The sequence below is a fragment of the Nostoc sp. genome (assembly GCF_036917095.1).
Classification (GTDB): domain Bacteria; phylum Cyanobacteriota; class Cyanobacteriia; order Cyanobacteriales; family Nostocaceae; genus Nostoc.
On sequence record NZ_JBALFH010000040.1, the window covers coordinates 172435 to 198033 of the forward strand.

Sequence of the window (25599 nt, forward strand, 5' to 3'; positions counted from 1 at the left end):
AATGGAAAATAGCAGGAATATTTAGAGGTATCTGCGATCGCGGATAATTGTAGGTTACGTATCCTGACTTGGAGGCTGTTTTTGCATTTCTTGCTGAATCTCTTCTAGGCTCAAACCTAACTCTTTGGCTGTTTCTTCAAAACTCAATCCCAATTTCAACAACAAAGGTATCATTCTAAACTTTTCTTCACGCGCTCCTTCTTGTTTGCCTTCTTGCTTGCCTTCTTGTTTGCCTTCTTGCTTGCCTTCTTGATAAACTCGTGTTTGTTTCAAATCACTTAACCCAAACATACCTTCAATCTCCTCTCGACTCATTGTCGGAAACTTGTAAACCAAAATTGTCTCTATCAATTCTAGTAACTGCCGCCGTTGTGGTTCAATGTTGATTTCTTGTTGGGTTCTCTCTATTAACTGCCTAGCAGCGATAATTGCTGTCTCTTCTTCATCGACCACTAATTTCATCGTAGCAATTCCAACTGGCAATGATGCAGTTTCACCTAATTCATTAAGATAAATACGACTGATGCGCCCGCTTGTGAAAAATTCACTGTAATTCTTGATATCTGCTGTATCTAAACTGCGATTGGGATAGATAACTACTCCTCGCCAAGAATTTTTCGGTTTATTTTGGCGCAAGTATAAATAAATTTCTGAAAACAAGCGTGAATAAATTTCTGTGTCGGTTTGAAATTGGACTTCAACAAAGTAAATCGGATTTTCTTCCCCTTGGGTTGGCAGAAAAACGCCATCTATACGGAATGCAGTTTGCTTGATTTCAATTGAGGAAAATTTATAATCCTCTGCGGTTTGGGGTGGATTACCAATTAATTCAAAAAAGATGCCAGGAAGTTCTTGAAAAAGGCGATAAAAAATACTGTCAGTTTTCACGCTTCATGTATTGCTGAGATTTGCCGCGTTGTCATTTTATCGTGAAATATTACTGATAAAAATGATTAAGCCGACTGCAAGAAGCAATCGGCATAACAAATTCATGATAATTTAGTTGCAATTTAGCCGTGAGTTGCACCTTGAGGAGGACGCGAAACAACTTTCTTGGCTAAACCCAAAGTCTGCAAAACTAGGATGCTCCACCAAGTAACATCAATCTCCCACCAAGAAAATCCAGATTTTGCCATGTGGGGATAAGTATGATGGTTATTGTGCCATCCTTCTCCATAGGTCACGATGGATACCCACCAAAGATTACGAGCACCATCATTGGCATCAAAGGTGCGATAACCCCACAGGTGTGATGCTGAGTTCACAAACCAGGTTGAGTGCCAAAGCAAGACACATCTGAGAAACACTCCGTAGAATACGAAGGGCCATCCTCCTAAAACATATAGCAGCAGCGCGAAGGGTATTTGCAACAGCAAGAAGTAGCGATCTAACCAGCAATAATAGGGTTGTCTTGCTAGATCGGGGGCATATTTTTTATAGGTGTCATAGTCAAAAAATTCTGGGCGCGGGTAGAAAATCCATAGTATATGGCTCCACCAAAAGCCTCTTTGGGCAGAGTAGGGATCTAAATTGATATCTTCTGTGTGGGCGTGATGCTGGCGGTGTCCACCTACCCAAAAAATTGGCCCACCTTGCAAAGCCAACGCTCCAATGAGGGCGATCGCATACTCTAACCACTTAGGAACTTGGAAACTCCGGTGGCTCAGTAGTCGGTGATATCCCAAACAAATACCAATGCTCCCGAATAACCAGTGCAGAAACACTAGCAAACCTAATGCTGACCAGGAAAAAAACCAAGGAGACAGAAGTGCTAAGGCATGGAATGTACCAAAAAATACTACATTCGTCCAACTGAGTTGAGGTGACTTGCCTCTCTCAGGGGCGATCGCCCCAAAATTTGCGGTCATAAAAGTTCCTATTGATGGATCATGAAGCGATTTGCTTTTTCTTGGGCATAATCCCACTAGGATTGACCCACCCTGTACACCCGTTACAGTGAGCCAGCGCGGTCTTGGGGGTTTCCCCCATTAGCGACTGGCGTTAGCGTAGCGCTAGCGACGCAGGAGCGTCACCCGTAGGGTAGAGTAAAGCAAGTATCACTTACATTTGTTATGCTAGCAGAACTCTGATAACCGTGCAAGTGCCACTTGCATTTTTCTATGTCATCTCAACTCGTTTCAACTCGTCAACGCCTGATTCAAGCTGCACTTGAGTTGTTTTCTGCTCACGGAGTCAGCGCTACCACAACCCGCCAAATTGCTGAAAAAGCCGAAGTCAACGAAGTGACTCTATTTCGGAATTTTGGCAATAAGCATGGACTGCTTTTGGCTGTGCTGGAAGAGTCCGCAGCTTTCAAGGATTTAGGTGAGTCGCTGGTGCGGCGGGCAACGCCTCCCGGCAATGTCTACCAAGCTCTTAAAGATTATGCAAGTGACAGCTTACATGCATTAGAACGAGTGCCAGAGTTCGTCCGGTCTGTGGTAGGTGAAGCCGACCAATTCCCGGCAGAAAATCGCCGCGCCCTAGGCAGGGGAGTAACAGAAGCAAACCGCTATGTAGCACAGTATTTAGCTACTGTAATCCAGCAAGGCCACCTAAATACCTATTTACCGGCAGAAAAATTAGCCAGTTTGCTGAATGGGATGATCTTGGGATATGCCGTAATTGAGTTCACCAGCGAATTTCACGAACTTTGGGAGGATCGGGATGATTTTCTGGAAAATTTGGTGGAGTTGTTTTTACATGGAGCGATGTCATCTTCAGCAGAATCAGCAATGAACTCTTTACAAGGCGGGTTCATTACCACAGAAGTAGCTGATTTGCCTGCTAGTTTAGTTCACGAAATTCTGCAACAAGCTAGAAAATTCGGAATCCGAGATTATGCCTTGGCTTATGTGTTATTTGGGGCTGGGTTATCCGCCACAGAAATAATTAGCTTGGAGCGATCGCATCAAATCTACGATACTCAAGGGCACTTCTTGCAAATTACAATTCCCGGATTTGTCCGACAAGTACCTGTTAATCAGTGGATTTTGGGCAAACGCTACGGTTCTTTTACTAATAATCCTTTAATCAAATGGCTGAAAAGTCGTAAAGATACTCAAACAGCTATGTTTTTGAATGAAACAGGCACACCCATCTCAGAATCAGAGCTTGAGACACGTTGGCAAGTATGGAGTCAAGGACTATTAACTCCTCAAGGACAAACACCAGCTGTAGCACAAGCACAACAAACCTGGCGCGTAGAAATGTTAATGCGGGGGATTACCTTGGAAAACCTGAATATTTTAACAGGTTGCGATCGCGCCCAATTACAACCCTATGTCCGCCGAGCTAAAGAAAAAGCCGCCCTAGAGCAAGCCACCCGTTTGGATCATAAACCGGGATAGGGAGTGCGGAGATTAGCTGTACTCTCATACTATTTAACTAAATTATTGATACAAATTACTTCCCCTGCCTCCCCTGCCTGCCATCTGTATCAGTCTGAAAGTGAAACGGTATCAGATGGGGATTGGGTGTTGCTCGAACGGCGTGATGAATTCTTGCGTGGCTTGCCTCCCGCCTGGACATATTGCAAACTGTCTTTGCCATAATGCGTTGCCACACTCATTAACATCTTTTCAGAATAGCCGCCTAATTCTTCTTCAATTAGAGAGAGGCGACCCGTCATCTCATCCAGGGTAGAGAGTAAAGTGTTGTAGGTTGATAGCTGGGTTTGCAAGTTTTGGATGCGGCTGTCGTAGTCTGTCAAACTCAATCCGTTGCCAAATTCTAGCGTCGGGCTAATCGATCGCATTCCTGCAATTCGACGGAGAGCCTTTTCGAGAGCGGGTGAACTGCGTTTTAGTCGTGTCATGAAATGCGCTCCTGAAGCAAGTTATAGGATTACTGCATGTACTCTAGCCAATGCAACAATAAACTTCTCTGAGAGATAATTCGGAAAAATTAAAGCAAATTAAGATCGACCTAATTATTTTTAAGTAACTGTACTGAAAAAGTTATTAAGTTTGTTAAAAAAGTAACATTAAATAAGCAACAGATACCTTAAAGTCATGTTGAGGTACTTTGAAATCGTGTCGGAGTACTTCCAAGTCATGTTGAGGTACTTTGAAATCGTGTTGGAGTACTTCCAAGTCATGTTGAGGTACTTTGAAATCGTGTTGGAGTACTTCCAAGTCATGTTGAGGTACTTTAAAATCGTGTTGGAGTACTTCCAAGTCATGTTGAGGTACTTTGAAATCGTGTTGGAGTACTTCCAAGTCATGTTGAGGTGCTTTGAAATCGTGTTGGAGTACTTCCAATTCATGTTGAGGTACTTTGAAATCGTGTCGGAGTATTAGATGATGGGGTTTCCTTAGCTCAACTCAACTTACAGCAAAGGCGATCGCGCACCACATAAGTAACTTCAGTAATCAAATACCAATTTCTGAACCTAAGTTGGTAACTGGAGTTTAGACTAAATATAAATAGTTGGGCTGCTTGAGTGCAACACTGCACTTTTCTTATATTTCTTCCGTACCTATCGTTCTTGATTTTTCCCATGCACATCATTCTTGGTGGCAATGGTCACGTTGGTTCTGCTGTAGCACAAACGCTGTTATCACAAGGTGAGCCAGTAACCATCGTCTCACGCCATTCTGCGTCTATTCCTGAATGGCAGAAGCGCGGCGCGATGGTTGAAGTTGTAGACGCGCATAATACCGTAGAACTACGCCGCTTGTTTGCAAAGGGTAAACGTCTTTTCCTGCTTAATCCACCTGCTGACCCGGCGACAGACACAGATGTTGAAGAAAGAAAAAGCTTGGCATCCATTCTGGAAGCGATAAGAGACTCTGGCTTAGAGAAAATCGTTGCCGAATCCACTTATGGAGCGCAACCCGGTTCTCAAATTGGCGATTTGGGAGTGCTTTACGAAATGGAGCAGCAACTCGCCGCCCAGTCCATACCATTTAGTATCATCCGCGCTGCCTACTATATGAGCAATTGGGACTTATCTTTACAATCAGCTAAACAGGATGGCGTAATCCATACCTTCTTTCCAACCGATTTTGCATTGCCGATGGTAGCCCCACGCGATATTGGTCAGTTGGCAGCGCGTTTGATGACACAGCCAATAGAGAATACAGGGCTACACAACATCGAAGGCCCAGAAAAATATTCTTCGCTCAACGTTGCACAAGCATTTGCCAAAGTTTTACAAAAACCAGTCAAGGTAGTGGAAACTCCGCGTGACCAGTGGATAAAGACAATGCAGAATATGGGATTTTCAAACTCAGCAGCAGCATCTTTCTCCAATATGACAACCCTTGCAATCGAAGGAGAGATGCCACCCCACGATCTTGTTACACGAGGAGTAGTTTCATTAGAGAGTTACATCGCAGAACTAGCGCATTCTGTTGTTTAACTGATCGCTCTCTCAAGTAGATCGATATTCATTTTGAGGTGCTTTGTCTCGCTAATTCCATGTCTTTTGCCCCATGCCCCATGCCCAGTTAATTCAACGGCTCCATAATGGCTCTTAAACCATTATTAGAGAGGGTTTTGAGCATTTCTTTAGCGTTATATTCACTGCTAAATACTCCTGCTTGCATAACTCTTTGACCTTCCCAAACTGTGGGAAACGCACCAGGAGCAAGCGATCGCACTAAATCTCGATCTCTATCAGTGAAGAGTGGAACTACTACGCGATAACGTATACCAAATTGTGTTGTAGAGCTACCACTATAAGGAATACTTGCAGAACTTGTTCGGATATTGCGAGTATTACCAATAGGGATATTGCGATCGGGAAGTGGTAAAAGTTCTGAAGCACGAGAAGCAGAAGTTTCTAATATTGGTAATGGCTGCTGTGTTTGCTCCCTCACACTTGGAACTGGTGGCTGTGCAACTGAATTGGATGGATACTCAGGGGCAGTAAACTCAATCGTATTAGGATCGATTCGCACATAATTTAACTGTGGTGGATCGAGGGGCTGTGCTGGATTGGAAGTTGCAACTCTTGAAGTGTTAGTTGGTATTTGTCTACCTACCAAGCTGCTAGGAGTTGGAAATCCGGCGACTTTAGAGGTGGGTGGTTGTTGATTGGATATAGGCGGGGAAAGTGGTGCATTGGCTGGCATTAATGGCAGCAGTTGATTGTTTAATTGTCTAGGAACAGGAGTATTTGCTGAAATGCTGTTGCTGGTTTGCCCATTAGGAGTTTCAGAGGTTTCGGGAGCCGAGAAGGTGATTTCCCCAGTTGGTGGTATTTCTCGTAATACGTTATTGGCAGCAGGGACGGGTTGAGAAGTTTGGGCTGCTAGTGCTGTTGTCCCGTTAATATCTACCTTCCCACTGATGCGATCGCTCACAAGATTGTTACCACCAGCAGAAATCACCTGTTTAGCAGCGCTGGCGTTAATGTCGTAGCGAGCATTATTTTGAAATGCATTACCTCCAGGTTCGGATGCACTACCCAAATCTGGCATTGCTTGAGCGATCGCAACTAAACCATCTTCTTTATTATCTTGAATAGAATTATTCCGTAAAATCGGCTTGGCATTTGCTTGTACCACAATGCCCGATCTATTGTTCTGAATTTGATTACCTATGACTATAGGAGCGGCATTTTGAGCAATATTAATCCCAAAACCTGTTTGGTGAAAGACATTTTCCTTCACTTGGGGACTGGAGTTACCCGCAATTGTGATGCCATTGGCTCCATTGCGATCGAAGTAATTCTTGCTAATGGTGGGTGCAGCATTACCACTGACAGAAATCCCATCTTGGGTACTGCCAGTAAATGTATTTTCCGCGACTACCGGATTACAAGATTCAATCCATAAACCGTAACCACGGCGATTAGAGTTCGTCACCGTTACCCCAGTGAGCGAGGCTTGGTTTGCCCCGACAATTGTGACGTTTTGACCGGCAAAGCTCCGACTCAGGTAATCTCCGCCTCCCTGAATGATAATGTCCTTACCTTGATTGCTAGGGTTGCCTTGAATTGAAATACCCGGTTTCAGCATTAAGGGAAATTCCTCTCCTGTCTCGGCGCTATAAGTGCCGGTGGAAAGCATAATTACAGTATTAGCGTTAGCTAATCGCAACGCATGGGTAATTGTTTTTACAGGAGCGGATTCGCTGCCATTACCTGCCTTGTCATCTCCAACACTAGGGTTGACAAACAGCACGTTAGCCAGAGAAGGTGTTTTCTCACTTAGAGGCGCTGAATTTTGTGTCGATGGCATCTGAGCGATCGCACTACCCAGGCTTGTACCCAGGAACGCCATACTTGCCGTTCCCATGCCTACGGTAAAAGATAATACTGAAAAACTAAAAAATAAAAGCCTTGCTGATTTCAAAAACTTCAGATTTGCAAGCAGAACATGTACTCTACGGTACTCAGGAAACACACGAGGGAGAATCATATTTAACACGACTCCTTAGAAGTAATAATAAATTCTGATACTCTTAAAGAGTATTATGTCGATAATATTACTCATATATTTACCGATTGGCGATATTTAATACATAGCAATAAATGATATTGTGTCTGTTCAAAAATACCTTGTCCTAAAAGACACGCTACGCGATCGCTAAAATAGCCTCGCTCAAAAAGAGTGGGGTTATACAACAATACCCTTGGCTTTGTGGAATTTTATCTGTTAAGGCGTGTTTATCTCCTTGAGCTTTGATGCACAAAGATTTGAAGTTGGAGATGAGAACTCTGTTCTATCAGTTATACGTGCGATCGTCCGAGGTTTTTCAATACAAAACTACTAATCGTTTATTGAAATTTACAGCAAATAAGCGCAAAGATATTACTAAGGTATGGCCGCCATTATCGTGAAGGGAAGTTGTGTAGCACTGGCTTAATGGTTTAATCTTTGGCTGCTTGCATAGGATATAACTTATGGAACAAGAAGCACTCATAGAATAAGTATGAGTGTGTGATAGATAAAATTTAATTTGCCCACTGTCTATTTTCTGGTCTATCCCTTCTTCTGAATCCTTTGTCAGCTTGTCGTTTACCATAAAATACTTGACTAAGCTTAGTGCGAAACTGTAGCCTCAAACTACCCTTATCACTGCCTATAGGAACATGGGATAATTTAGCCTAACCCTCACTACTACGTTGTTTTGCGTAGATTCAGCAAAAATCCAGTAAAAAAAAGCAAATTAATTAACTATGGTTACTAGGACTTATGATAATTCACACTTCGATGAAAGCACTAATGGGGTTGTTGTAATGGTCGAGCCATACAGCCAAAAAGAGCAAATACAGCAAGTTGTTTACCGCATTTTAGATGCGAATTTAGACCGCGCTCGTGAGGGCTTGCGAATTATCGAGGAATGGTGTCGGTTTGGGTTAAATAATGCTCAGTTGGCTCTTGAATGCAAGCGCTTGCGGCAAGATGTAGCTAAGTGGCATACCTCCGAATTGCGGGCGGCGCGAGATACACCAGGCGATCTGGGGACTGAATTAACCCATCCTCAGGAAGAACAACGAGCTAGTATAAAATCGGTCTTGCAAGCTAACTTTTGCCGGATAGAAGAAGCATTACGGGTGTTGGAAGAATACAGCAAGCTTTACCAGCCAAATATGGCTAAAGCTTGTAAGCAGATGCGCTATCAGGTTTATACCTTAGAAAGTAGTTTAATGGGTCATCAGCGCCATCAATTGTTGTGGCGATCGCGTCTGTATTTTGTAACTTCCCCAAGTGATAGTTTGTTGAACAACGTCGAAGCTGCACTCAAAGGGGGATTAACGCTCCTACAGTACCGCGACAAAACCGCCGATGATTCTTTGCGTCTGGAACAAGCTAAAAAACTCCGGCAGTTATGCCACATCTACGGCGCTTTGTTCATCGTTAACGATCGCGTGGATGTAGCTTTAGCTGTCGATGCTGATGGCGTGCATCTGGGACAACAAGATATGCCTATTGCTGTTGCTCGGCAATTACTGGGTTCACAGCGTTTGATAGGTCTTTCTACCACAAATAAAGAAGAAATGCAAGGAGCAATTGCTGAAGGTGTAGATTACATTGGCGTGGGGCCAGTTTATGAAACTCCCACGAAAGTAGGTAAGGCAGCCACAGGTTTAGAATATGTCAGCTATGCTGCCAAAAATTGCTCAATTCCCTGGTTTGCGATTGGGGGAATAGATGCCAATAATATCAATGATGTAATCGATGCGGGAGCCGAACGTGTAGCGGTGGTGCGATCGCTCATGCAAGCCGAACAGCCTACCCTAGTGACACAATATTTGCTCTCGCAACTTAATCGCATTAAACCAGAACTTTAAAATAGTCATTAGTCATTAGTCATTAGTCATTTGCCCAAAGTGAGTAACCAATACCCAATTTCCAATGCCCCACACACATATTATGTCTAATGAGATTACGGTTCAGATAAATGGGGAAACCCATAGCTGCTCGTTTCAAACTTCTTTACCCGACTTACTCCAACAGTTGGGTTTTAATCCCCGCTTGGTGGCTGTAGAGTATAATGGGGAAATTTTACACCGCCAGTTTTGGCCGGAAACAAAAGTGCAACCAGGCGATCGCTTAGAAGTGGTAACTATCGTTGGTGGTGGTTAGTTAATTTGAGTCAGCAAGCCCAAATCCTTGAGGCTACGTCGTGTAATCTCAATGCGGGCGGGTGCATCTTCCGATTTTTGCATATCAAGGGTTGTCGCGAAAAAATAGACGTTTTTGTTTTGCTCTAAATAACCCACGAACCAACCAACATTTGGTTTGGTAGTCGTTAACCATCCCGTCTTTCCCCGCAGTGTGTAGTCTGGAGTTTGTTCGCGGATCATAATGTCTTTGACAAGATTTATTGTCCGTTGCGAGAAAGGCAAATCGCCTCGATCCAACCGTTGCAAAAACTTAATTTGCTCTTTGGGTGTAATTTGCAATAGCTGCTGTTCTAGCCAAAAACGATCGATGTCTGCGGCAGTGCCAATTTGACGGTTCCCGTAACCTACTTTATTAATAAATTGCTGCATTCGTTCATGTCCAGCCCTACGTGCCAGTACTTGATAAAACCAAACAGTTGAATCTTTAAAGGCTTGACGCAAATTTGTATCATGATTCCAGGCATCAATATCTCGGTGAATTCCATCCCAAGTGAGAACCGCCACATCATCAGGAACTACACCTGTTTCTAACGCCACCAGCGCGTTAAAAATTTTGAATGTGGAAGCTGGAGCGATGGCAGTTGCATTACGTTGAGCATTATGTTCATAGGTGCGGTTATTTTTTGAGTCGTAAATTAAGATTGAGCCTTCACGCCCGAATTCTTGAAAATGTCGCCCCAAATTCGGCGCTTTAATAGCGGGACGTTCAGATGAGGTGGAAGCAGGTTCAGCGAGAACATACATTGTCCCAAAGGCGATCGCACTTAATACAGCAAGACATCCAATTATTGTAAACACAAGAGATTGCGTTCGGCGCTGCGTGTAACGCCCAAGGAATCGCCCCATGCGAAACAAGATATTTTTCATTGCATATTTAATCGAATCACAAGCGAGATCCTACACTGCAATCTTGCTTATTTGTAGATATTTTTTAGAAGAATGAGATACACGGTGGGGGCGCTGAATGTGCATTCATCTCACAAAATGGCGTTTCTCCCCTCTGATTTATAAAGCGACCGATGAAGGGTTCTGCGCTTGGCTAATTCTTTGCCTTTGCGACCGAGTTGTTCCCGTAGTTGCTGGTCTTTGCATAACCGATTGAAAGCTTGAAAAACTTCATAACCAGAATTGACATTAACCAGTATGCCATTCTCCTCATGCTGAACTGTATCTAGAACACCGCCTAAGCGAGGGGCAATTACAGGCTTACCGAAGTAACTTGCTTCTAAATAAACCATACCAAAACCCTCCATATTATTATCTCTAGCATCCAATAAAGTCAGCATGGCAAATATGTCACAAGCTGCATAATAACCAGCTAGTTCGCGCTCTGGTACATATCCGGCAAAGTGCACCCGTTTATGTACCCGCAAACGATGCGCCAAAGATTTAAGTTCAGATTCAGTTGGCCCTTGACCGCAGATTATATAGTGGACATCAACCCCAAAAGTTAGCAATAGTGGGACGTTATCAATTACTCGGTCGAAACCTTTATTTTTTACTAGCCTTCCGACTGAGAGAATAACTATTGCTGTTTCGGGAATATTGTACGCTTGACGCACGCGAACGCGTAAATCATCAAGGCTACTGGGACTCGCGACATTATTACCAAATTTTTCTGGTCTGACTACTGGGTTAATAACGTGGGTAGGAGTATCTAATCGCAAAGCAGTTCTGAGATAGTCTTGTGTATAAGAACTGTTACAAACAATACCTTCGGCTCGCTTGAGTGTTAGTTTAAACAGCGATCGCAGCAGGGGATTGTGTAAAGTAGAAAGAAGATCGTTGCCGTGCAAATAGATAAAAAAGCGAATAGGCAAGAAATAGCTCAATAGCAACAGTGAAGGAAAGTCATAGCCGTGACCCCACTCTATATAACGATAGTGATAGCGAAAATAAAGTTTGATTGCTAAGACAAATGAGCAGACGATATTCACCAAAGGCTTCAGGATACTTTCCACACAGCCATTACCCCAGTATCTAGGATAAGGCCAGCGATACACGGGAAACTGTTGACTTTCATCAAATACTTTATCTCCTGAGCAACTAGCCGCCAGCACAATAACTCGTTCTGGATCTTGAAGACAGCGATTGTAGATATATTCCCCAATTACAGCTTCTTTCGGCAGGAAGATCCGGGATATGACTAGGATATCTGGGTATGCGGCTTTGTCTCTGATTTCGGCTGTTAGTTGAGAAATATGTTCCATAATAAATTGCTGACTATATTTCAAATAATTTTTAATTTATTTACAATTAGGATTACTTTCAAAGCCACAATTATTATTTTATTTCTTTTAAAACGAATCTGGTAGACAAATTTGTAGCTGATTTTATAATATTAGCTAGGAAGATTGTTTTTTTATTGTGTTGATTTTATTTTGGCTGCAAATTTCTCACGACTAGAGAATTTCTGTGCATGACGAACAATAAATTAAAGCTGACACTTGTAACCAAATTGCTCAGTGAACAACTGTTGCAAAAATTACGAAATTTAACTACGTTCAATAGAATATCCCGAATCCTCTAGGAATGTTGTGCCAAAATGCCAAAAACTTGGATAAGTATTTGATAGCTATCTGGTGTCTGGTTTGGTTGACTGATGAGCATCCCGGACATTTGCTAGCTTGCAGTATATGCGTAAATATAAAGCCGACAGATGTAGTAAATGCTGTACTGAGTCCAAGACTGTAGTCTGAAAGTACTAGTCCAAGAGGTAGCAAGAATTGTTCCATCGCAAATTTCTCTGATGAACATATCTTAAGGTACGGTTCCCCAGTCGAGAAATCCCCCCTGCGATCGCTGCCTACACAGCAGAAGACGCGGTAGATTGAATATGTAGCCTTTAAAAGTAAATGCTACGTGAATGCTACAAAGCTTGCTTCTTAGGGGCTGGCGTTAGCGAAAGATCGTAAGACTCCTACCAGTATGGGGAGAAATCATAAAAATTCAGTTTTCCAAGCGATTGTATTATGCGTAAAAAACTACAACAAACCATCAAACCACTGTTAAAAACCTTCTTAGCCCTGGGACTGGTGTTAACTTTGGCTTTTAGTCACGCCGATGGAGCATTAGCGGCTCGCAGTGGGGGCCGTATCGGTGGTGGCTCGTTTAGAGCACCTTCTAGCCGCACCTATGCACCTCCTAGTGGGGGCGGATACTATCCTGGTGGCGGCGGATACTATCCTGGTGGTGGTTTTGGTGGTGGTTTCGGCTTTCCCTTCCTACTTCCCTTCTGGGGTATTGGGGGAGGATTTGGTGGTCTATTTGGCATCTTAATCTTCTTTGCGATCGCTAATTTCTTATTGCAAACTTTCCGCCGCGTCTCTAGCGGTGAAACTGAAGAAGTAGGATACAGCAGCAACTCTCCTGTTTCTGTAACTCGTTTGCAAGTAGGTTTGTTAGCTCAAGCCCGTGAATTGCAAAATGAACTCAACCACATTGCTGAAACTGCTGATACTAACACCCCAGAGGGAAGAGCAGAAATTCTTCAAGAAGCCAGCCTAGCTTTACTCCGCCATCCCGAATACTTTGTATATGCAGGTGGTGGTACTCAACAAGCGAGTTTAAATTCAGCTGAAAGTCAGTTTAATCGCCTGTCACTGGCAGAACGCAGCAAGTTTAGCGAGGAAACTCTTTCTAACGTCAACAACCAGTTAAGAGCAGCCCTAGCCAAAGATGCTTTACCTCCGGCTGGCGAACTCGACAACCCTACCCGTCTATTTACTGAAGGCCCTGGCGAATACATCATCGTCACCTTGCTAGCGGCGACATTAGGTAAGTTTGACATTCCAACAGCCATTAATAGTGCTGATGATTTGCGTCAAGCTTTGCGGCAAATTGGTAGTATCCCCAGCGAGAAACTTCTGGCAATTGAAGTTCTTTGGACTCCGCAAGCTGAAAATGATACCCTGACATCTGATGATGTGTTGGCAAATTATCCTGATTTGAGACTTGTTTAATCTCTAAGAAATTTCTTGATGAAGCGCTAAGAAAAAACTTAGCATCTTAGCCCAACAAAAAAGTTCCCCCTTGAGGGTAATTACTACAAAACCGCTTGTCGATCGCAGGCGGTTTTTTGTCGAGCTTAGATATACTTAACTATATTTTAGAAAAATTATTCTTAAGTATTGACTTTGGTAGTATTATCAAAATGCATTATACGCAAAGCGTTATCTTATGCCTAGTGTTGAACTCGACGAAAACCGAGAGCATCGTATTAAAACAGAGATCATTGTAGATGCTGAAGATAAAGAAGACCGGGCCATGGGTTGGTACTACTACCTTGAGGAGGTTCTGAATTTTCCGTTTGTGGCTAAATGGACTAAGAAGGGACGCAAATCAGGTGCTGCCGAGGAGAAACAAGTTGAAGTGCTGGGAATGGCCCCAGATGATGAGTGCTTAAAAGATATGCTTGTAGAAGTGGCTTACATCAATGGTAAAGATGAAGATGTATATTCTGCAAAGTTATCTGAAATAACAGCCATTGATGCTGACAGCGAAACTGAAGAAGCGATCGCAGACTGGCTCTATTGGATTGCTAGAGGGTATAAGTTTTAAATTCTACGACAAATAGCGAATGACGCGGCAGGGATTACCAGCAGCGACAACATTCTCAGGTATGTCTTTGACAACGACACTGCCAGCACCAATGGTTGTGTTATCGCCAATAGTTACACCTGGACAAATAATTGCACTGCCACCAATCCAGACATTGTTACCAATGTTAATTGGGGCAGCTAATTCTCTACCAGAAAGACGAATTTCCGGCTCTGTAGGGTGATAAGCAGTATAAATTTGTACATAAGGAGCGCACAAGACATTTTCACCAATATGAACTGTATTACAGTCTAAAATTACACAGCCATAGTTCATATACAATCTGTCACCAGCGAAAATATTACTGCCATAGTCACAGTGGAAAGGTGGCACAATTGATACTTTGTCACCGATCTTTCCAAATAATTCTTGCAAAATTTGCTGTCGTTGATCTTGCTGTTCTTCAGTTGTAGAATTGTACCTTCGCAACAGACGACTCGCTCGCTTACTTTCCGCAGCCAATTCTGGATCTTCCGCCAGATATAATTCGCCTGCGAGCATTTTCTGTTTTTCGGTTTTTTCCATGACAGACTTATGTAGCTCCTCTATTGTGTAGGATACACCTTAGTAGCGGCTAGAGTAGCATATTCCATCCACATGAAACTGCCATGAATCAATATTTCAGATAGTTGTGAAGAAAGTCAGGTAATTTGATTGAAGTGGCAGCAGAAAGGACTAATTAACTAAATATGGCATAAGTAGCTTTTCCCTGCCGTTTAGCTCGGTACATAGCAATATCAGCATCTCGCAGCATAGTTGCAGGCTCCTCATAATTACTAAAATTCCAAGTAATACCAATGCTAGCTGTAGTAGATAATTGATATCCATTCAGGCTAAGGGGCAATCGTAAAGAGTCTTGAATGCGTTTGGCAACATTGGTAGCGTCGGTAATATCTTTAATATCCTCTAAAAGAACAGTAAACTCATCACCACCAAATCGTGCTACAGTATCGCCACCGCGTAAGCACGACTCTAAACGTCTAGCGATCGCTACTAAAAAATCATCTCCTACTCCATGCCCAAAGCGATCGTTAATCTCTTTGAAGCCATCTAAATCCAAAAACAAAACTGCAAAATAATAATCGCTTCTGCGTTTGCTACGTTCAATTGTTTGTGTGAGCCGATCCAAAAATAAAATACGATTTGGTAATGCTGTCAGCCCATCATAAAACGCATTACGCATCAGTTGCGCCTCTGTCTCCTTGCGTTTGGTGATGTCTTGAAAAACTAAAACCGCGCCAGTAATATTGCCATCTCCATCGCGGATGGGTGCAATATTATCCCCAATCGCTATTTCTTTGCCATCTTTGGTAATCAATGTACAATTTTCTGGTAAATTTAAAACTTCCCCTGTTTCGATTACATGTCTGGCTAAATTTCCAATTGTTTCTCCTGTAATTTTGTCAACTAAGTTAACTACTTCTACTAAATCTTTACCGAGCGCTTCACTTTGCTTCCAGCCAGTAATTCTTTCTGCTATGGGATTCATCATTTGAATACAACTATTTGCACATGTCACAATTACTGCATAGCCCATACTGTTAATAATTGCCGCCAGCCTCTGTTTTTCTTCATCTAATAATATTTTTTTGGTCTGATGTTTGTACAAAGCCATTTCAATCGCAAAATGTAAATCACTTTCAATAAATGGCTTGACTATGTAACTAAAAGCATCGTTTAGCTGATTTTTATGTAATGTTTTATATTCCGAACTATCTGTTAAATATACTACAGGTACATGGAACTGATTCTCGATAATATCCGCTACGCGTACACCGTCAATTTCCCCAGCTAGGCAGATATCAATTAATACTAAATGTGGATGAGTTTCTGCTACCTTTTTTATTGCATCTTCACCAGACTTAGTTATTTCTGAAACTGAATAACCTAATTTTTGTAAAATTTTTCTAATATTTGAGGCTAGGATTTTTTCATCCTCAACAACTAGGATTTTGCGGGCGAACATGTTACAGTAACCTGTTTGCTAAGGTTCAGATTTTTGTTGTCAGTGTAAACTCGATGTAAAGGTAATTATCTTATCATAAACAATCTCTAACTATCCTGTCTTCTTGCTTGATATAAATACTGACTATCGATCGAATAGCATCATGTTATTAACCTCCAATAATTTATGTGCTTGTCAAAGCTAATTTTGATTAGTACATGCGGTTAATATCATGCCATTAAGAGTAAACAGAAATTACCAGCAATCACAAACTGATTTTCAAAAATATGTAATATTCTTTAAAAAACTATAAATAGTAAGTATAGTATTTATGTAAAAATTAATCAAGAATAAAGGGGGAGCATCCCAAGCGTGCGAGTTATATCAAACCCAGGTTATACGCAACGTAGTAAAGTGAAGCAATCGCAAGATATGGGATAGCAACTCTAGGCTGTCGCTTGGTTTGCTTTTGACAAACATGTTCTTGCAAAATTGGGACGCTCGCGAATAAAAGTTCATCAAATCAGTGCATATTACTTTCATATAAGTTAAGAAAAATAATATAGTGTGTTTTGTGTAATAATATTCGTTCGCTAAATTACTACTGAAAATTAATCATTATCTGAAATTAAAGATTTTAATACTGCTTTGCATACAGATAGATTCTGTCTGATAACGTTTGATTGTGAAGCTATATATATTTATCCCCCGTGTAGTCTACCATTGGCAAGAGTATACTACACGGGGGTATTGTTATGTGCATCTTCATACATAATTAGGATGAGCCAGGGTATAAATTCCTGTCTGAAAGTGTCTTAAATTTTTAAGTTTGAGTGAAATAGTATTACTTAAAACTATTTATCGCTTCTGGTTAATACTCAATTACAAATCCTGAGATTTGAAAACATGCAAGTTAAATGCTCATCAACAGATCGCGTAATTATTTAGCTTTTTAAGAACGAGCGGCTGCTGGGGGTAATGGCAGGAAAGATTCTCTTTGTGAGATATTTCCACGCTCCACTTAAACCCCCTCTCCTTGCTAGCTTATAGATACTGAGAAGAAAAACACATTTTGTACTTTAGAGATTGGACTTACTTTTAGTCACTTCAATGCTAATTTTGCCACCAAAGTCTGGAATAGGTGCGGCAGGTTTACTCAGAATGACTTGGACTTGGGTTGCACGATCGCACTCTTGGAGGATAGAATCTGCGATCGTTGTTACCAATTTCTCCACCAAAGCAAACTTAGACGTTTTGACCAGATGTTGTATCAAGCTAATGACGCTGCGATAATCTAAAGTGTCTTCGATCGCGTCAGTCTTGGCCGCTGTGGAGATATCCAACCATAACCTCACATCCACCTCAAACCATTGCCCTAGCACCTGTTCTTCTCGCAGATACCCAGTGTAGCCATAGCAGCGAATTCCCGTTAAATGAATGCAGTCCATAAATGTTTGAGAGCAAATTGTGCATTTTGTAGAAACTGGAGCAAGTTTGCTTGGAGATTTTCCTTCCCACAAACTCGCATGGCGGTGTTGGGTTCCATCTTTGCATTTGTCAAATCCCAGATGGATTTTAAATTGATCCCTAAACAAAATCTAAAATTTAAGATTGTTTTATAGCTATGTCTGATTTAATGCCGATCGCTTATAGGAATATTAATCAACTTTGGGCTTATATTTTAACAGAGACGCTAAAGCGGTTGGGATTGACTTGTGCTATCATTTGCCCTGGATCGCGCTCTACACCTTTAGCAGTAGCCTTTGCTCAACAAGCACCTGAGATTGAAGCGATTTCCATTCTCGATGAACGTTCCGCCGCCTTTTTCGCTTTGGGACAAGCTAAAGCAACCGGACGCCCTGTGGTAGTTGTTTGCACCTCTGGTACCGCAGGAGCAAATTTTTATTCAGCAGTAATCGAAGCCTCATATAGTCGCGTACCACTGTTGATATTAACCACCGATAGACCCCCAGAATTACGAGATTGTCACTCTGGGCAAACTATAGATCAATTGAGATTATATGGAAACTACCCAAATTGGCAAACAGAGTTAGCCTTACCCTCCGCCGATCTGGGAATGCTAGCTTACCTGCGACAAACGGTAATTCATAGCTGGGAAAGATCGCAAACTCCTACAAAGGGGCCAGTACATTTGAATATTCCCTTTCGCGATCCCTTAGCACCCGTTCCTGATGGAACCGACTTGAGTGATTTGCGATCGCAGTTTCACCCAGAAGACTTTTTTGCAGGAATAACAAGCAATACCCCATTCCCCATTACCCCTTATCCCCAGAGGGGGCCCCACCTTCCCCATTCCCCATTCCCCATTCCCCAACAATGGAAGGAATGCGATCGCGGCATTATTATCGCAGGTGTTGCCCAACCACAGCAACCACAGGAGTATTGTAGAGCGATCGCGCAACTTTCCCAAACTCTCAAATGGCCTGTGCTAGCTGAGGGACTCTCCCCAGTCAGAAATTATGCCGAACTCAACCCTTATTTGATTTCCACTTATGACCTGATTTTGCGAAATCAGCAACTAGCAAAGCAGCTAGCGCCCGAAATGGTGATTCAGGTGGGAGAAATGCCTACAAGTAAAGAACTGCGTAGCTGGATAGATGCAACCCAACCGCGACGCTGGGTAATTGATCCTAGTGACCAAAACCTCGACCCTTTGCACGGGAGAACGACGCATTTACGGATATCTATAGAAGAGATAAAGGCAGAGGAGATAAATTTATCTTTATCCTCAGACTATGGAAAGCAATGGTGTGATGCGGAAACTAAGGTTAGGTTAGTTGTTGACCAAACGATGGGGAAAATAGATGAAATCATTGAGAGTAAAGCCGCTTGGTTAATTTCTCAGATTTTACCGCCCGGAACGCCTCTGTTTATTGCCAATAGTATGCCTGTGCGGGATGTGGAATATTTCTGGAAACCAAATAATTTAGGAGTGCGATCGCACTTTAACCGGGGTGCAAATGGTATTGATGGCACATTATCCACAGCTTTAGGAATTGCCCATCGCCAGCAAAGTAGTGTGATGTTAACGGGAGATTTAGCCCTGTTGCATGACACTAATGGTTTTTTAATCCGCAATAAATTTGTCGGACATCTAACGATTGTGTTAATCAACAACAATGGCGGTGGTATTTTTGAAATGTTACCCATTGCCAAATTTGACCCACCATTTGAAGAGTTTTTTGGTACTCCCCAGGATATTGATTTTGCTCAGTTATGTGCTACTTATAATGTGCCCCATGAATTGATTAATTCTTGGCAGCAGTTGCAGCAAAAATTAAACCCACTACCAGCTAAAGGAATTCGAGTTTTAGAGTTGCAGACAAATCGGAAATTAGATGCAAAGTGGCGACAGGATAATTTAAGAAACTTTGCCGCAGATATTCTAATTTAACTTTTATAAAAATATTTCTACCATTAGCTTATGAAATATCAAGGAGAATACGAAGTTTTTTTTAATAATGAGAATGATGAACATGGCATTCTTTATTTCCCTCCATTAGAAACAGATAACAATTTTTTATCTGAAGTCAAGCGTATTTATCCTGATAGTAAAGTACTTATTAGTAAGGTAAATAGTGGACAATTAGATAAGGAACTTGCTGCAATACAACGAGGTGAACCATTACCTAATTCTAATTTAGAATCAGAAAAACAAGTTATTGCAGCTATCAAAGACTTTAGTAAAAAACTTGCTCGATTAATTGCACAAGATTCATCCTGTCTTAACACATTAGAATGGCGAGATTTAGAAAGGATATTAGCAGAAGTATTAGAAGGAATAGGATTTTCGGTAGAATTAACTCCCGGAAGTAAAGATGGCGGGAAAGATATTATTGTAGAATGTATAGTTTCTGGATTCAAACATGTTTACATATTAGAAATAAAGCATTGGCGTGCTGGAGGACGTGTAGGTTATCCCAAAATACTTGATTTTCTGAATGTAATTGTTCGTGAGCATCGAGAGGGAGGATTATTTATTTCTACTTCAGGTTACTGTGATAATTTGTTTGAGATACTCTCAACAATTGATCGACAAAAAGTAAGATTAGGGGAAGAGAAGAAAGTGGTGTCTTTGTGCAAGACATACGTAAAAGCACAGTTAGGTATTTGGTCTCCACCAGAAGTACTTTCCGAGGTGTTATTTGAAGAAACTATATAAAGCAATACTCTAGACAGTTTTTTGCTTGTAGCCATAATGTTTTGAGCAAAACGCGCTCACTCTTAACTTTCTAATTGACCTTATAACCACCCTTCCAAATCCGCGATCGCAATCTCAATTCCAACAACTTTCTTAAGCAATTTCACAAAATAGTCGTTTTAACAGTCGCAGGAGGAGCGATCGCACTTCTTCCACTGCTTCTGATATACCCGCGTGTCTGCAAATGCTTCTTCACTTCGAGAAACTTTATTTGTAGCCATAATTATTTTACGGAGTGCGATCGCCCTTCTCCTCTGCATCTCTAGATGAAACTTACCCTCTTACTTCACCTTGTAACCACCCTGACAAATCAGCAAGAGTAGAGAAATCTAACATTGCATCACCTAAAGCTTCCAACTGTTCCACCGATAACCCTTGAATCTGAGACAGAAGCGCATCAGGAATATTACCTACGCGCCGATTTAATAGTCGTAAAACGATCGTTCTTTCTCCTTCAACCTTTCCTTCAACCTTCCCTTCGATCTTCCCTTCCTCTCGCCCTTCTTCCTTCGCTTCCAGAATAGCCCGTGGTTCTTCCAAATTCAGTCCCAACATTGCTGCAATCTCCTCTCGACTAAGCTTAGAAAACTTGTAAACAATAATCGTTGTAATTAAATCAATTATCGCTTGCTCCGATTGTTGCCGTGCTTGTTCCAACAAAAACCGCGCCCCTTCCACTGCTTCAGTTTCAGAAGTAACATTTGTCAGCAACATCAAACCTAATCCCAAAGGTTGCTGTCGCAAATCTCCCAACTCATCCAGATAAACCCGCCTGACTTGACCACTTTCTAACAAAGCGCGGTGAATCGAAGCGGAAGAAGGTTCCAGACTGCGAGAAGCAAAAATTATGACCCCAAACCAGTCATCGTAACGAATAGAGTTACGGTAGAGAAACAAAAACAATTCGCTAAAGAAGCGGTGATATAAGTCTTCATCCTTCTGAAACTGGACTTCAGCAAAAAAGACGGTTTTGGAAACTGCATTCGCCGGAGGTAAAAACACTCCATCAATCCGAAACGCGGTTTCTTTCACTTCAACTGATTCAAACTGGTAGTTTTGGGCTTCTGGGGGTGGTTCATCTACTAATTCAAACAACAAACCCGGAAATTGCTTAAATAATTTGTAGAAAATGGTGTCACATCGCATTTTTATTCCTCCACACCCAGACAATTACCAGATTGTAAAGGCTTGAGACAGCAATTTTAGCGTAGGCGTAGCCCACCGCAGGTATCGCATGTCCCTACGTCCGCGATAAAATTCTCAAGCACAACAGCGCACTCCATACCAATGCAAATTAACTGGCAAACTGCCAAAACCTACGAAGATATTCTGTATCAAAAAACTGATGGCATTGCGAAAATCACCATCAACCGTCCCCATAAACGCAACGCTTTCCGTCCTGAAACAGTCTTTGAACTGTACGACGCTTTCTGTAATGCTCGTGAAGATACTACTATTGGTGTCGTCCTATTTACTGGATATGGCCCACACACTGATGGCAAATATGCTTTCTGTTCTGGTGGCGATCAAAGTGTGCGGGGACATGCGGGTTATGTGGACGAAACTGGCATTCCCCGGTTGAATGTGCTGGATTTACAACGCCTGATTCGTTCCATGCCGAAAGTGGTGATTGCTTTAGTAGCTGGATATGCGATCGGTGGTGGACATGTCCTACACTTGATTTGCGACCTTACCATCGCTGCTGATAACGCCATTTTCGGACAGACTGGCCCCAAAGTCGGCAGTTTTGACGGTGGTTTTGGAGCCAGTTATCTCGCCCGCGTTGTGGGGCAAAAAAAAGCTAGAGAAATTTGGTTTCTCTGCCGCCAATATGATGCACAACAAGCGCTAGAAATGGGCTTAATTAATTGCGTCGTCCCAGTCGAACAACTAGAAGCGGAAGGTATTCAATGGGCGCAGGAGATTTTAGAAAAAAGCCCGATCGCAATTCGGTGTCTCAAAGCCGCCTTCAACGCTGATTGTGACGGACAAGCTGGTTTACAAGAACTTGCTGGCAATGCCACCCTACTCTATTACATGACAGAAGAGGGAGCTGAGGGCAAACAAGCCTTTCTCGAAAAGCGGCCACCAGATTTTCGCTCTTTTCCTTGGTTACCTTAAAATTGCAAAAATCGCACCTAACTAAAGGGTGCGATTTTTGTAAATGTCAACGTTTACAGTACTAAAAATCTTAAAAACAAATCTTATCTTAAACAAACTACAAAATCAGTTCAGTAATAATGGATAACTAAATAACCACTGCCTTAGTCTTTACCTGTTCAGATATAGAGGCAGTTATTTCCTCAACAGGGGCAAGAGCAGTATTGTCTAAATCTGAGGCTAGAGATTGAGGAGATGTTAAAACTGGGGCTGCATCTGGCAAACTCCAAGCATCTTCCAAGGTTTCCCAAGAAGGTGCAAAAGGTGGGAGTGCCAAAGAGCAAGCCTTCCAAGTTGCTTGAACTGGTGCTCCCAATTGCTGGCACACTCCGCCACGACGGCCTTCTGGCTGGTAATGACGGCAATATTTACAGGCAGATGCTAAAAATTTAATGGGTTTCATTTGGATTCATCTTCAGTGCCGTTTCCGGCTGGATTTCATCCTTATATTTTGCTTCTATATATAAAGACGCAGAAAAGCCAAAAAGCCATTATTTTCTATAGGTTTCAGCGATCCCGACGAAAAAATAAACTTTAGGATATTTTTATATTCTTGTTATATTTTTAAATAATGCTTAGAGTGGTTACCTATGTATTTTGGCTAAAAATTATTAGGGATCAAGACTAAAACCAAAGCTTTTGATTTCTCTAGCCTTTTAACTTCCTCCTTAAGAATAGCTTAAGGCAGATAATTTGATATAAATAGTCTGGTTTAGTTACCACATTAGGCATATTTTAGTATTAAAATACATCTTTTCTTAAGGATCAGAACTATTTTATGTGGCAGCAGCAAGTTACTTTAGGAAAAATTCTGTTCAAAGAATAATCGCTAAACTATTTTGCTTTTAATTTAGGGAACTCCAAAAAATAAATTATCCAATTTCTGGAACCAAAACGACTTTTTCTCCCCCTGCCCCCTGCACCCTGCCCTAAAAGCGATGGGATATTTTTTTATTTAGAAGTCCCTTCGGTGAGGACTGATTCCCTTCAAAACTGTTTAGCCGCACAGATAGAACAGACTTCCCAACGCTGGAGTTCGCCGGGTGGGGTGGGAGATTGACACTGGGGACAAAGGGGTAAGCCATGCGATCGCGATCGCACGATCTTAGCCCAATTCCCAAAAGCAGCATTTACATTCTTAGTGGGTGTAACCTCAGGGCGGCCAATCTCATCACCAAGGTAACTGGGATGCTCATCGGGCGAAACCGTTTGTTGCTGTTTTCTTTCCACAGATGGATTCTGCCAGCCAGCAGTAGAGAAGCGAATATCAACCAAAGCCGTTGGCAGGTTTTTATTCAACTTTAAAAGCAGAGCCGAGCGACCAAAAGTCAGATTTTGCGCCCAAGCAGCACTAGAAGTTGCTACCCACAAAACATCGCGCTGAATCGACAATGGTCGAGTATGTACGGCAACTATTGGGCCAACAACTTCTGCCCAACACTTGAGCAGGCGTTGAAATGGTTGCTCTTGCCACTTAGCCTGCTTTTCCAGAACGCCTAAAATCTCATTAACTGATTTCAACGACATTATTAAAAGTACTGAGTGAGGAGTGGGGAAGAGGCAGGGGAGCAGGGAGAAGAGTTTTCCCCTCTGCCTCTTTTCAATACCCTATGTCCAATTCTCAATCCCCAGTCTATCTATTTAGATAATTTTCGCTACTATTGTCACAAATATATCTAAAGTTAATTCCAACAGTCTACGTTTGAGACACAGAGGCAATGACTCAAAACCCCCTGAACGATTCCGGTACTCAATCATCTAAAACACCTGGGTTGAAACCAGTACTAGCAGCAGCACTAGCAAGTTTAGAGGTGCCACTAGAACGAGAGTTAGCTCGATACCGACGCACGCGAAGTGGTTTGCTCTCATCCAACCAGTCCCGTGTTGCAAGTTACATTAATAGTCAACCCCAGCCGTTGACTGCTATTTCGACAACATCCAGCAAAACTCAGTCATCCGTAACGGAAATCAAAACCAACGTGCCGCCTGCATCTGTACCCGTGAATTTTCAGGGAACCCCAGCGCCAGCTACGGCAAAAATTGACGTACCATCAGCATCTTCTTTAGCTGTGAATCCTCAAAATATCCCAGCGCCAGCTACGGCAAAAACCGAGGAACTAAATAATCTCAATGTGCCCTCCAGATCGGATTCTGCTAAAACACAAACTCAACTTCCACCGCCGCCGCCCAACTTTAGTAGCAGCATTGTGCCAGCAGTCGTTAAAGATACTAAGAGTGAAAATCTTTTACAGCCAGATAACACCCCCAAGCACCCAGATGACTATTTGGAGTCTAGTGAAGCGCTGCTGCGAAGTCTGACAGAAGAACAACGAGAAACCAAAAAGCCAAGCAATTCTAGCGACAGTCTGCTATCACCTTTGGGTATCGGTTCTATGTTGCTGCTATTGGTAGCGAGTCTTACTTTGGGTTATGTAGTGTTCAATCCCAAAAGCTTGCCACAATGGAATTTAGGCAAGTTGTTTAACGGAAACTCGTCTCCCGCACCAGAAAAGACTGAGGAAGTTGGGAGTAATGTCCAACCTCCGAGCCAGCCACCAAGCACATCTATACCCAAGTATCCCAATCTAGCTGCCCAAGAGTTCCCTGAAGTGAGAGACCCAAATGATGTAGTTGGCTTAAAACCCAAAGTCCAACCAACCGTTGCAGTAGTACCTAATCCAGTAGTTCCCCAAAACCCCGCAAATCCTCAAAGGGCATTACCTGACCCCAGCACAGCCCTAAAACCGAGAAATCCGATCGCTTTAGCACCAGTACCAAGGGTACAGCCCTTGCCTCCCCTAAATTTGCCTCCCACTTCAACGGCAAAAACCTCGCCCAACCCAATCGCAACCTCACCAAAGCTGGATGCAGAAATCAAACCAGGAACAGATGGGTTCTATCATGTAGTGATAGATAATAAAGATGCGGCTTTAGCCTCAGCACGGCAAGTAGTTCCCGATGCTTATTTATCACCCAACAAAGAATTGATTTATTTGGGTGCTTTTAAGACTAAACAGCAAGTAGAACAACAGATGAAATTGCTACAGGCAAGGGGAATCAAGGCACGGGTTCAGCAGCCATGAGTTGCAA

General features: G+C 42.3%; 24 protein-coding genes. 10 read left to right on the plus strand and 14 right to left on the minus strand.

Annotation, left to right across the window (positions count from 1 at the left end; translation table 11 throughout):
- Nucleotides 1–54: 54 nt before the first annotated feature.
- Together V7L01_RS20240 and V7L01_RS20245 are read right to left on the minus strand one after the other, a co-directional pair.
- On the minus strand, nucleotides 55–888 hold the full coding sequence (locus V7L01_RS20240; RefSeq protein ID WP_335037773.1) for an Rpn family recombination-promoting nuclease/putative transposase: 834 nt from the start codon (nucleotides 886–888) through the stop codon (nucleotides 55–57).
- Nucleotides 889–1010: 122 nt separating this feature from the next.
- Nucleotides 1011–1868 (minus strand): acyl-CoA desaturase, encoded by an 858-nt coding sequence (locus tag V7L01_RS20245; protein WP_335037775.1) that lies wholly within the window; start codon nucleotides 1866–1868, stop codon nucleotides 1011–1013.
- Nucleotides 1869–2120: 252 nt separating this feature from the next.
- Here V7L01_RS20245 and V7L01_RS20250 point away from each other — a divergent pair, with 252 nt between their 5' ends.
- A complete protein-coding gene (locus V7L01_RS20250) occupies nucleotides 2121–3350 on the plus strand; it encodes a TetR family transcriptional regulator (RefSeq protein ID WP_335037776.1) in 1230 nt (409 codons plus the stop codon).
- Nucleotides 3351–3439: 89 nt separating this feature from the next.
- Here V7L01_RS20250 and V7L01_RS20255 read toward each other — a convergent pair whose 3' ends face one another.
- Entirely contained in the window at nucleotides 3440–3817 is a 378-nt protein-coding gene (locus V7L01_RS20255) for a hypothetical protein (RefSeq protein WP_335037779.1), read from the minus strand.
- Between the two features lie 154 nt (nucleotides 3818–3971).
- Nucleotides 3972–4262 carry a hypothetical protein gene (locus tag V7L01_RS20260; protein WP_335037781.1) on the minus strand — a complete coding sequence of 97 codons (291 nt, stop codon included), beginning with the start codon at nucleotides 4260–4262 and terminating at the stop codon, nucleotides 3972–3974.
- 239 nt (nucleotides 4263–4501) lie between these two features.
- On the opposite strand from V7L01_RS20260, the gene V7L01_RS20265 reads away from it, so the two are divergent.
- The gene (locus tag V7L01_RS20265) at nucleotides 4502–5365 is read left to right on the plus strand and encodes an NmrA family NAD(P)-binding protein (protein ID WP_335037783.1); all 864 of its coding nucleotides are present in this window, start codon (nucleotides 4502–4504) and stop codon (nucleotides 5363–5365) included.
- Nucleotides 5366–5453: 88 nt separating this feature from the next.
- Here V7L01_RS20265 and V7L01_RS20270 read toward each other — a convergent pair whose 3' ends face one another.
- Entirely contained in the window at nucleotides 5454–7370 is a 1917-nt protein-coding gene (locus tag V7L01_RS20270; protein ID WP_335037785.1) for a DUF1565 domain-containing protein, read from the minus strand.
- A gap of 761 nt (nucleotides 7371–8131) precedes the next feature.
- Between V7L01_RS20270 and V7L01_RS20275 the strand changes: the two genes are divergently transcribed.
- Together V7L01_RS20275 and thiS are read left to right on the plus strand one after the other, a co-directional pair.
- Nucleotides 8132–9247: a thiamine phosphate synthase gene (locus tag V7L01_RS20275; RefSeq protein ID WP_335037787.1), complete on the plus strand. Its 1116-nt coding sequence runs from the start codon at nucleotides 8132–8134 to the stop codon at nucleotides 9245–9247.
- Nucleotides 9248–9329: 82 nt separating this feature from the next.
- Nucleotides 9330–9542: a sulfur carrier protein ThiS gene (gene thiS, locus V7L01_RS20280; protein WP_335038435.1), complete on the plus strand. Its 213-nt coding sequence runs from the start codon at nucleotides 9330–9332 to the stop codon at nucleotides 9540–9542.
- On the opposite strand, the gene blaOXA is transcribed toward thiS, so the two are convergent.
- From blaOXA to V7L01_RS20295, 3 genes are all read right to left on the minus strand, one after another.
- Entirely contained in the window at nucleotides 9539–10450 is a 912-nt protein-coding gene (blaOXA, locus tag V7L01_RS20285; protein ID WP_335037789.1) for a class D beta-lactamase, read from the minus strand. The genes thiS and blaOXA overlap by 4 nt on opposite strands.
- 110 nt (nucleotides 10451–10560) lie before the next feature.
- Nucleotides 10561–11793: a glycosyltransferase family 4 protein gene (locus V7L01_RS20290; RefSeq protein ID WP_335037792.1), complete on the minus strand. Its 1233-nt coding sequence runs from the start codon at nucleotides 11791–11793 to the stop codon at nucleotides 10561–10563.
- Nucleotides 11794–12087: 294 nt separating this feature from the next.
- Nucleotides 12088–12318, minus strand: coding sequence for a hypothetical protein (locus V7L01_RS20295; RefSeq protein ID WP_335037795.1), 231 nt, complete (start codon nucleotides 12316–12318; stop codon nucleotides 12088–12090).
- A gap of 237 nt (nucleotides 12319–12555) precedes the next feature.
- On the opposite strand from V7L01_RS20295, the gene V7L01_RS20300 reads away from it, so the two are divergent.
- Together V7L01_RS20300 and V7L01_RS20305 are read left to right on the plus strand one after the other, a co-directional pair.
- On the plus strand, nucleotides 12556–13545 hold the full coding sequence (locus V7L01_RS20300) for a DUF1517 domain-containing protein (RefSeq protein ID WP_335037797.1): 990 nt from the start codon (nucleotides 12556–12558) through the stop codon (nucleotides 13543–13545).
- A gap of 217 nt (nucleotides 13546–13762) precedes the next feature.
- Nucleotides 13763–14143: a calcium-binding protein gene (locus tag V7L01_RS20305; RefSeq protein WP_335037798.1), complete on the plus strand. Its 381-nt coding sequence runs from the start codon at nucleotides 13763–13765 to the stop codon at nucleotides 14141–14143.
- 3 nt (nucleotides 14144–14146) lie between these two features.
- Here V7L01_RS20305 and V7L01_RS20310 read toward each other — a convergent pair whose 3' ends face one another.
- The 3 genes from V7L01_RS20310 to folB all read right to left on the minus strand — a co-directional run bounded on the left by V7L01_RS20310 (nucleotide 14147) and on the right by folB (nucleotide 17575).
- Entirely contained in the window at nucleotides 14147–14707 is a 561-nt protein-coding gene (locus tag V7L01_RS20310; RefSeq protein ID WP_335037801.1) for a sugar O-acetyltransferase, read from the minus strand.
- A gap of 154 nt (nucleotides 14708–14861) precedes the next feature.
- Nucleotides 14862–16148, minus strand: a complete 1287-nt coding sequence (locus tag V7L01_RS20315) for a GGDEF domain-containing response regulator (protein ID WP_335037802.1) — start codon at nucleotides 16146–16148, stop codon at nucleotides 14862–14864.
- A gap of 1058 nt (nucleotides 16149–17206) precedes the next feature.
- Nucleotides 17207–17575, minus strand: a complete 369-nt coding sequence (folB, locus tag V7L01_RS20320; protein WP_335037804.1) for a dihydroneopterin aldolase — start codon at nucleotides 17573–17575, stop codon at nucleotides 17207–17209.
- Nucleotides 17576–17751: 176 nt separating this feature from the next.
- Here folB and menD point away from each other — a divergent pair, with 176 nt between their 5' ends.
- On the plus strand, nucleotides 17752–19542 hold the full coding sequence (menD, locus tag V7L01_RS20325; protein WP_335037806.1) for a 2-succinyl-5-enolpyruvyl-6-hydroxy-3-cyclohexene-1-carboxylic-acid synthase: 1791 nt from the start codon (nucleotides 17752–17754) through the stop codon (nucleotides 19540–19542).
- Nucleotides 19543–19572: 30 nt separating this feature from the next.
- Nucleotides 19573–20310 carry a restriction endonuclease gene (locus V7L01_RS20330; RefSeq protein WP_335037808.1) on the plus strand — a complete coding sequence of 246 codons (738 nt, stop codon included), beginning with the start codon at nucleotides 19573–19575 and terminating at the stop codon, nucleotides 20308–20310.
- A 312-nt stretch (nucleotides 20311–20622) separates the two neighbouring features.
- Here V7L01_RS20330 and V7L01_RS20335 read toward each other — a convergent pair whose 3' ends face one another.
- Nucleotides 20623–21495, minus strand: a complete 873-nt coding sequence (locus V7L01_RS20335) for an Rpn family recombination-promoting nuclease/putative transposase (protein ID WP_335037811.1) — start codon at nucleotides 21493–21495, stop codon at nucleotides 20623–20625.
- Between the two features lie 141 nt (nucleotides 21496–21636).
- Here V7L01_RS20335 and menB point away from each other — a divergent pair, with 141 nt between their 5' ends.
- Entirely contained in the window at nucleotides 21637–22470 is an 834-nt protein-coding gene (menB, locus tag V7L01_RS20340; RefSeq protein WP_335037812.1) for a 1,4-dihydroxy-2-naphthoyl-CoA synthase, read from the plus strand.
- Nucleotides 22471–22597: 127 nt separating this feature from the next.
- Here the strand turns inward: menB and V7L01_RS20345 are convergent, their stop codons facing one another.
- Nucleotides 22598–22912, minus strand: coding sequence for a hypothetical protein (locus V7L01_RS20345; protein ID WP_335037814.1), 315 nt, complete (start codon nucleotides 22910–22912; stop codon nucleotides 22598–22600).
- A gap of 584 nt (nucleotides 22913–23496) precedes the next feature.
- Nucleotides 23497–24036 carry a DUF721 domain-containing protein gene (locus V7L01_RS20350; protein ID WP_335037816.1) on the minus strand — a complete coding sequence of 180 codons (540 nt, stop codon included), beginning with the start codon at nucleotides 24034–24036 and terminating at the stop codon, nucleotides 23497–23499.
- A gap of 191 nt (nucleotides 24037–24227) precedes the next feature.
- Between V7L01_RS20350 and V7L01_RS20355 the strand changes: the two genes are divergently transcribed.
- A complete protein-coding gene (locus V7L01_RS20355; protein ID WP_335037818.1) occupies nucleotides 24228–25592 on the plus strand; it encodes a hypothetical protein in 1365 nt (454 codons plus the stop codon).
- Nucleotides 25593–25599 lie beyond the last annotated feature (7 nt).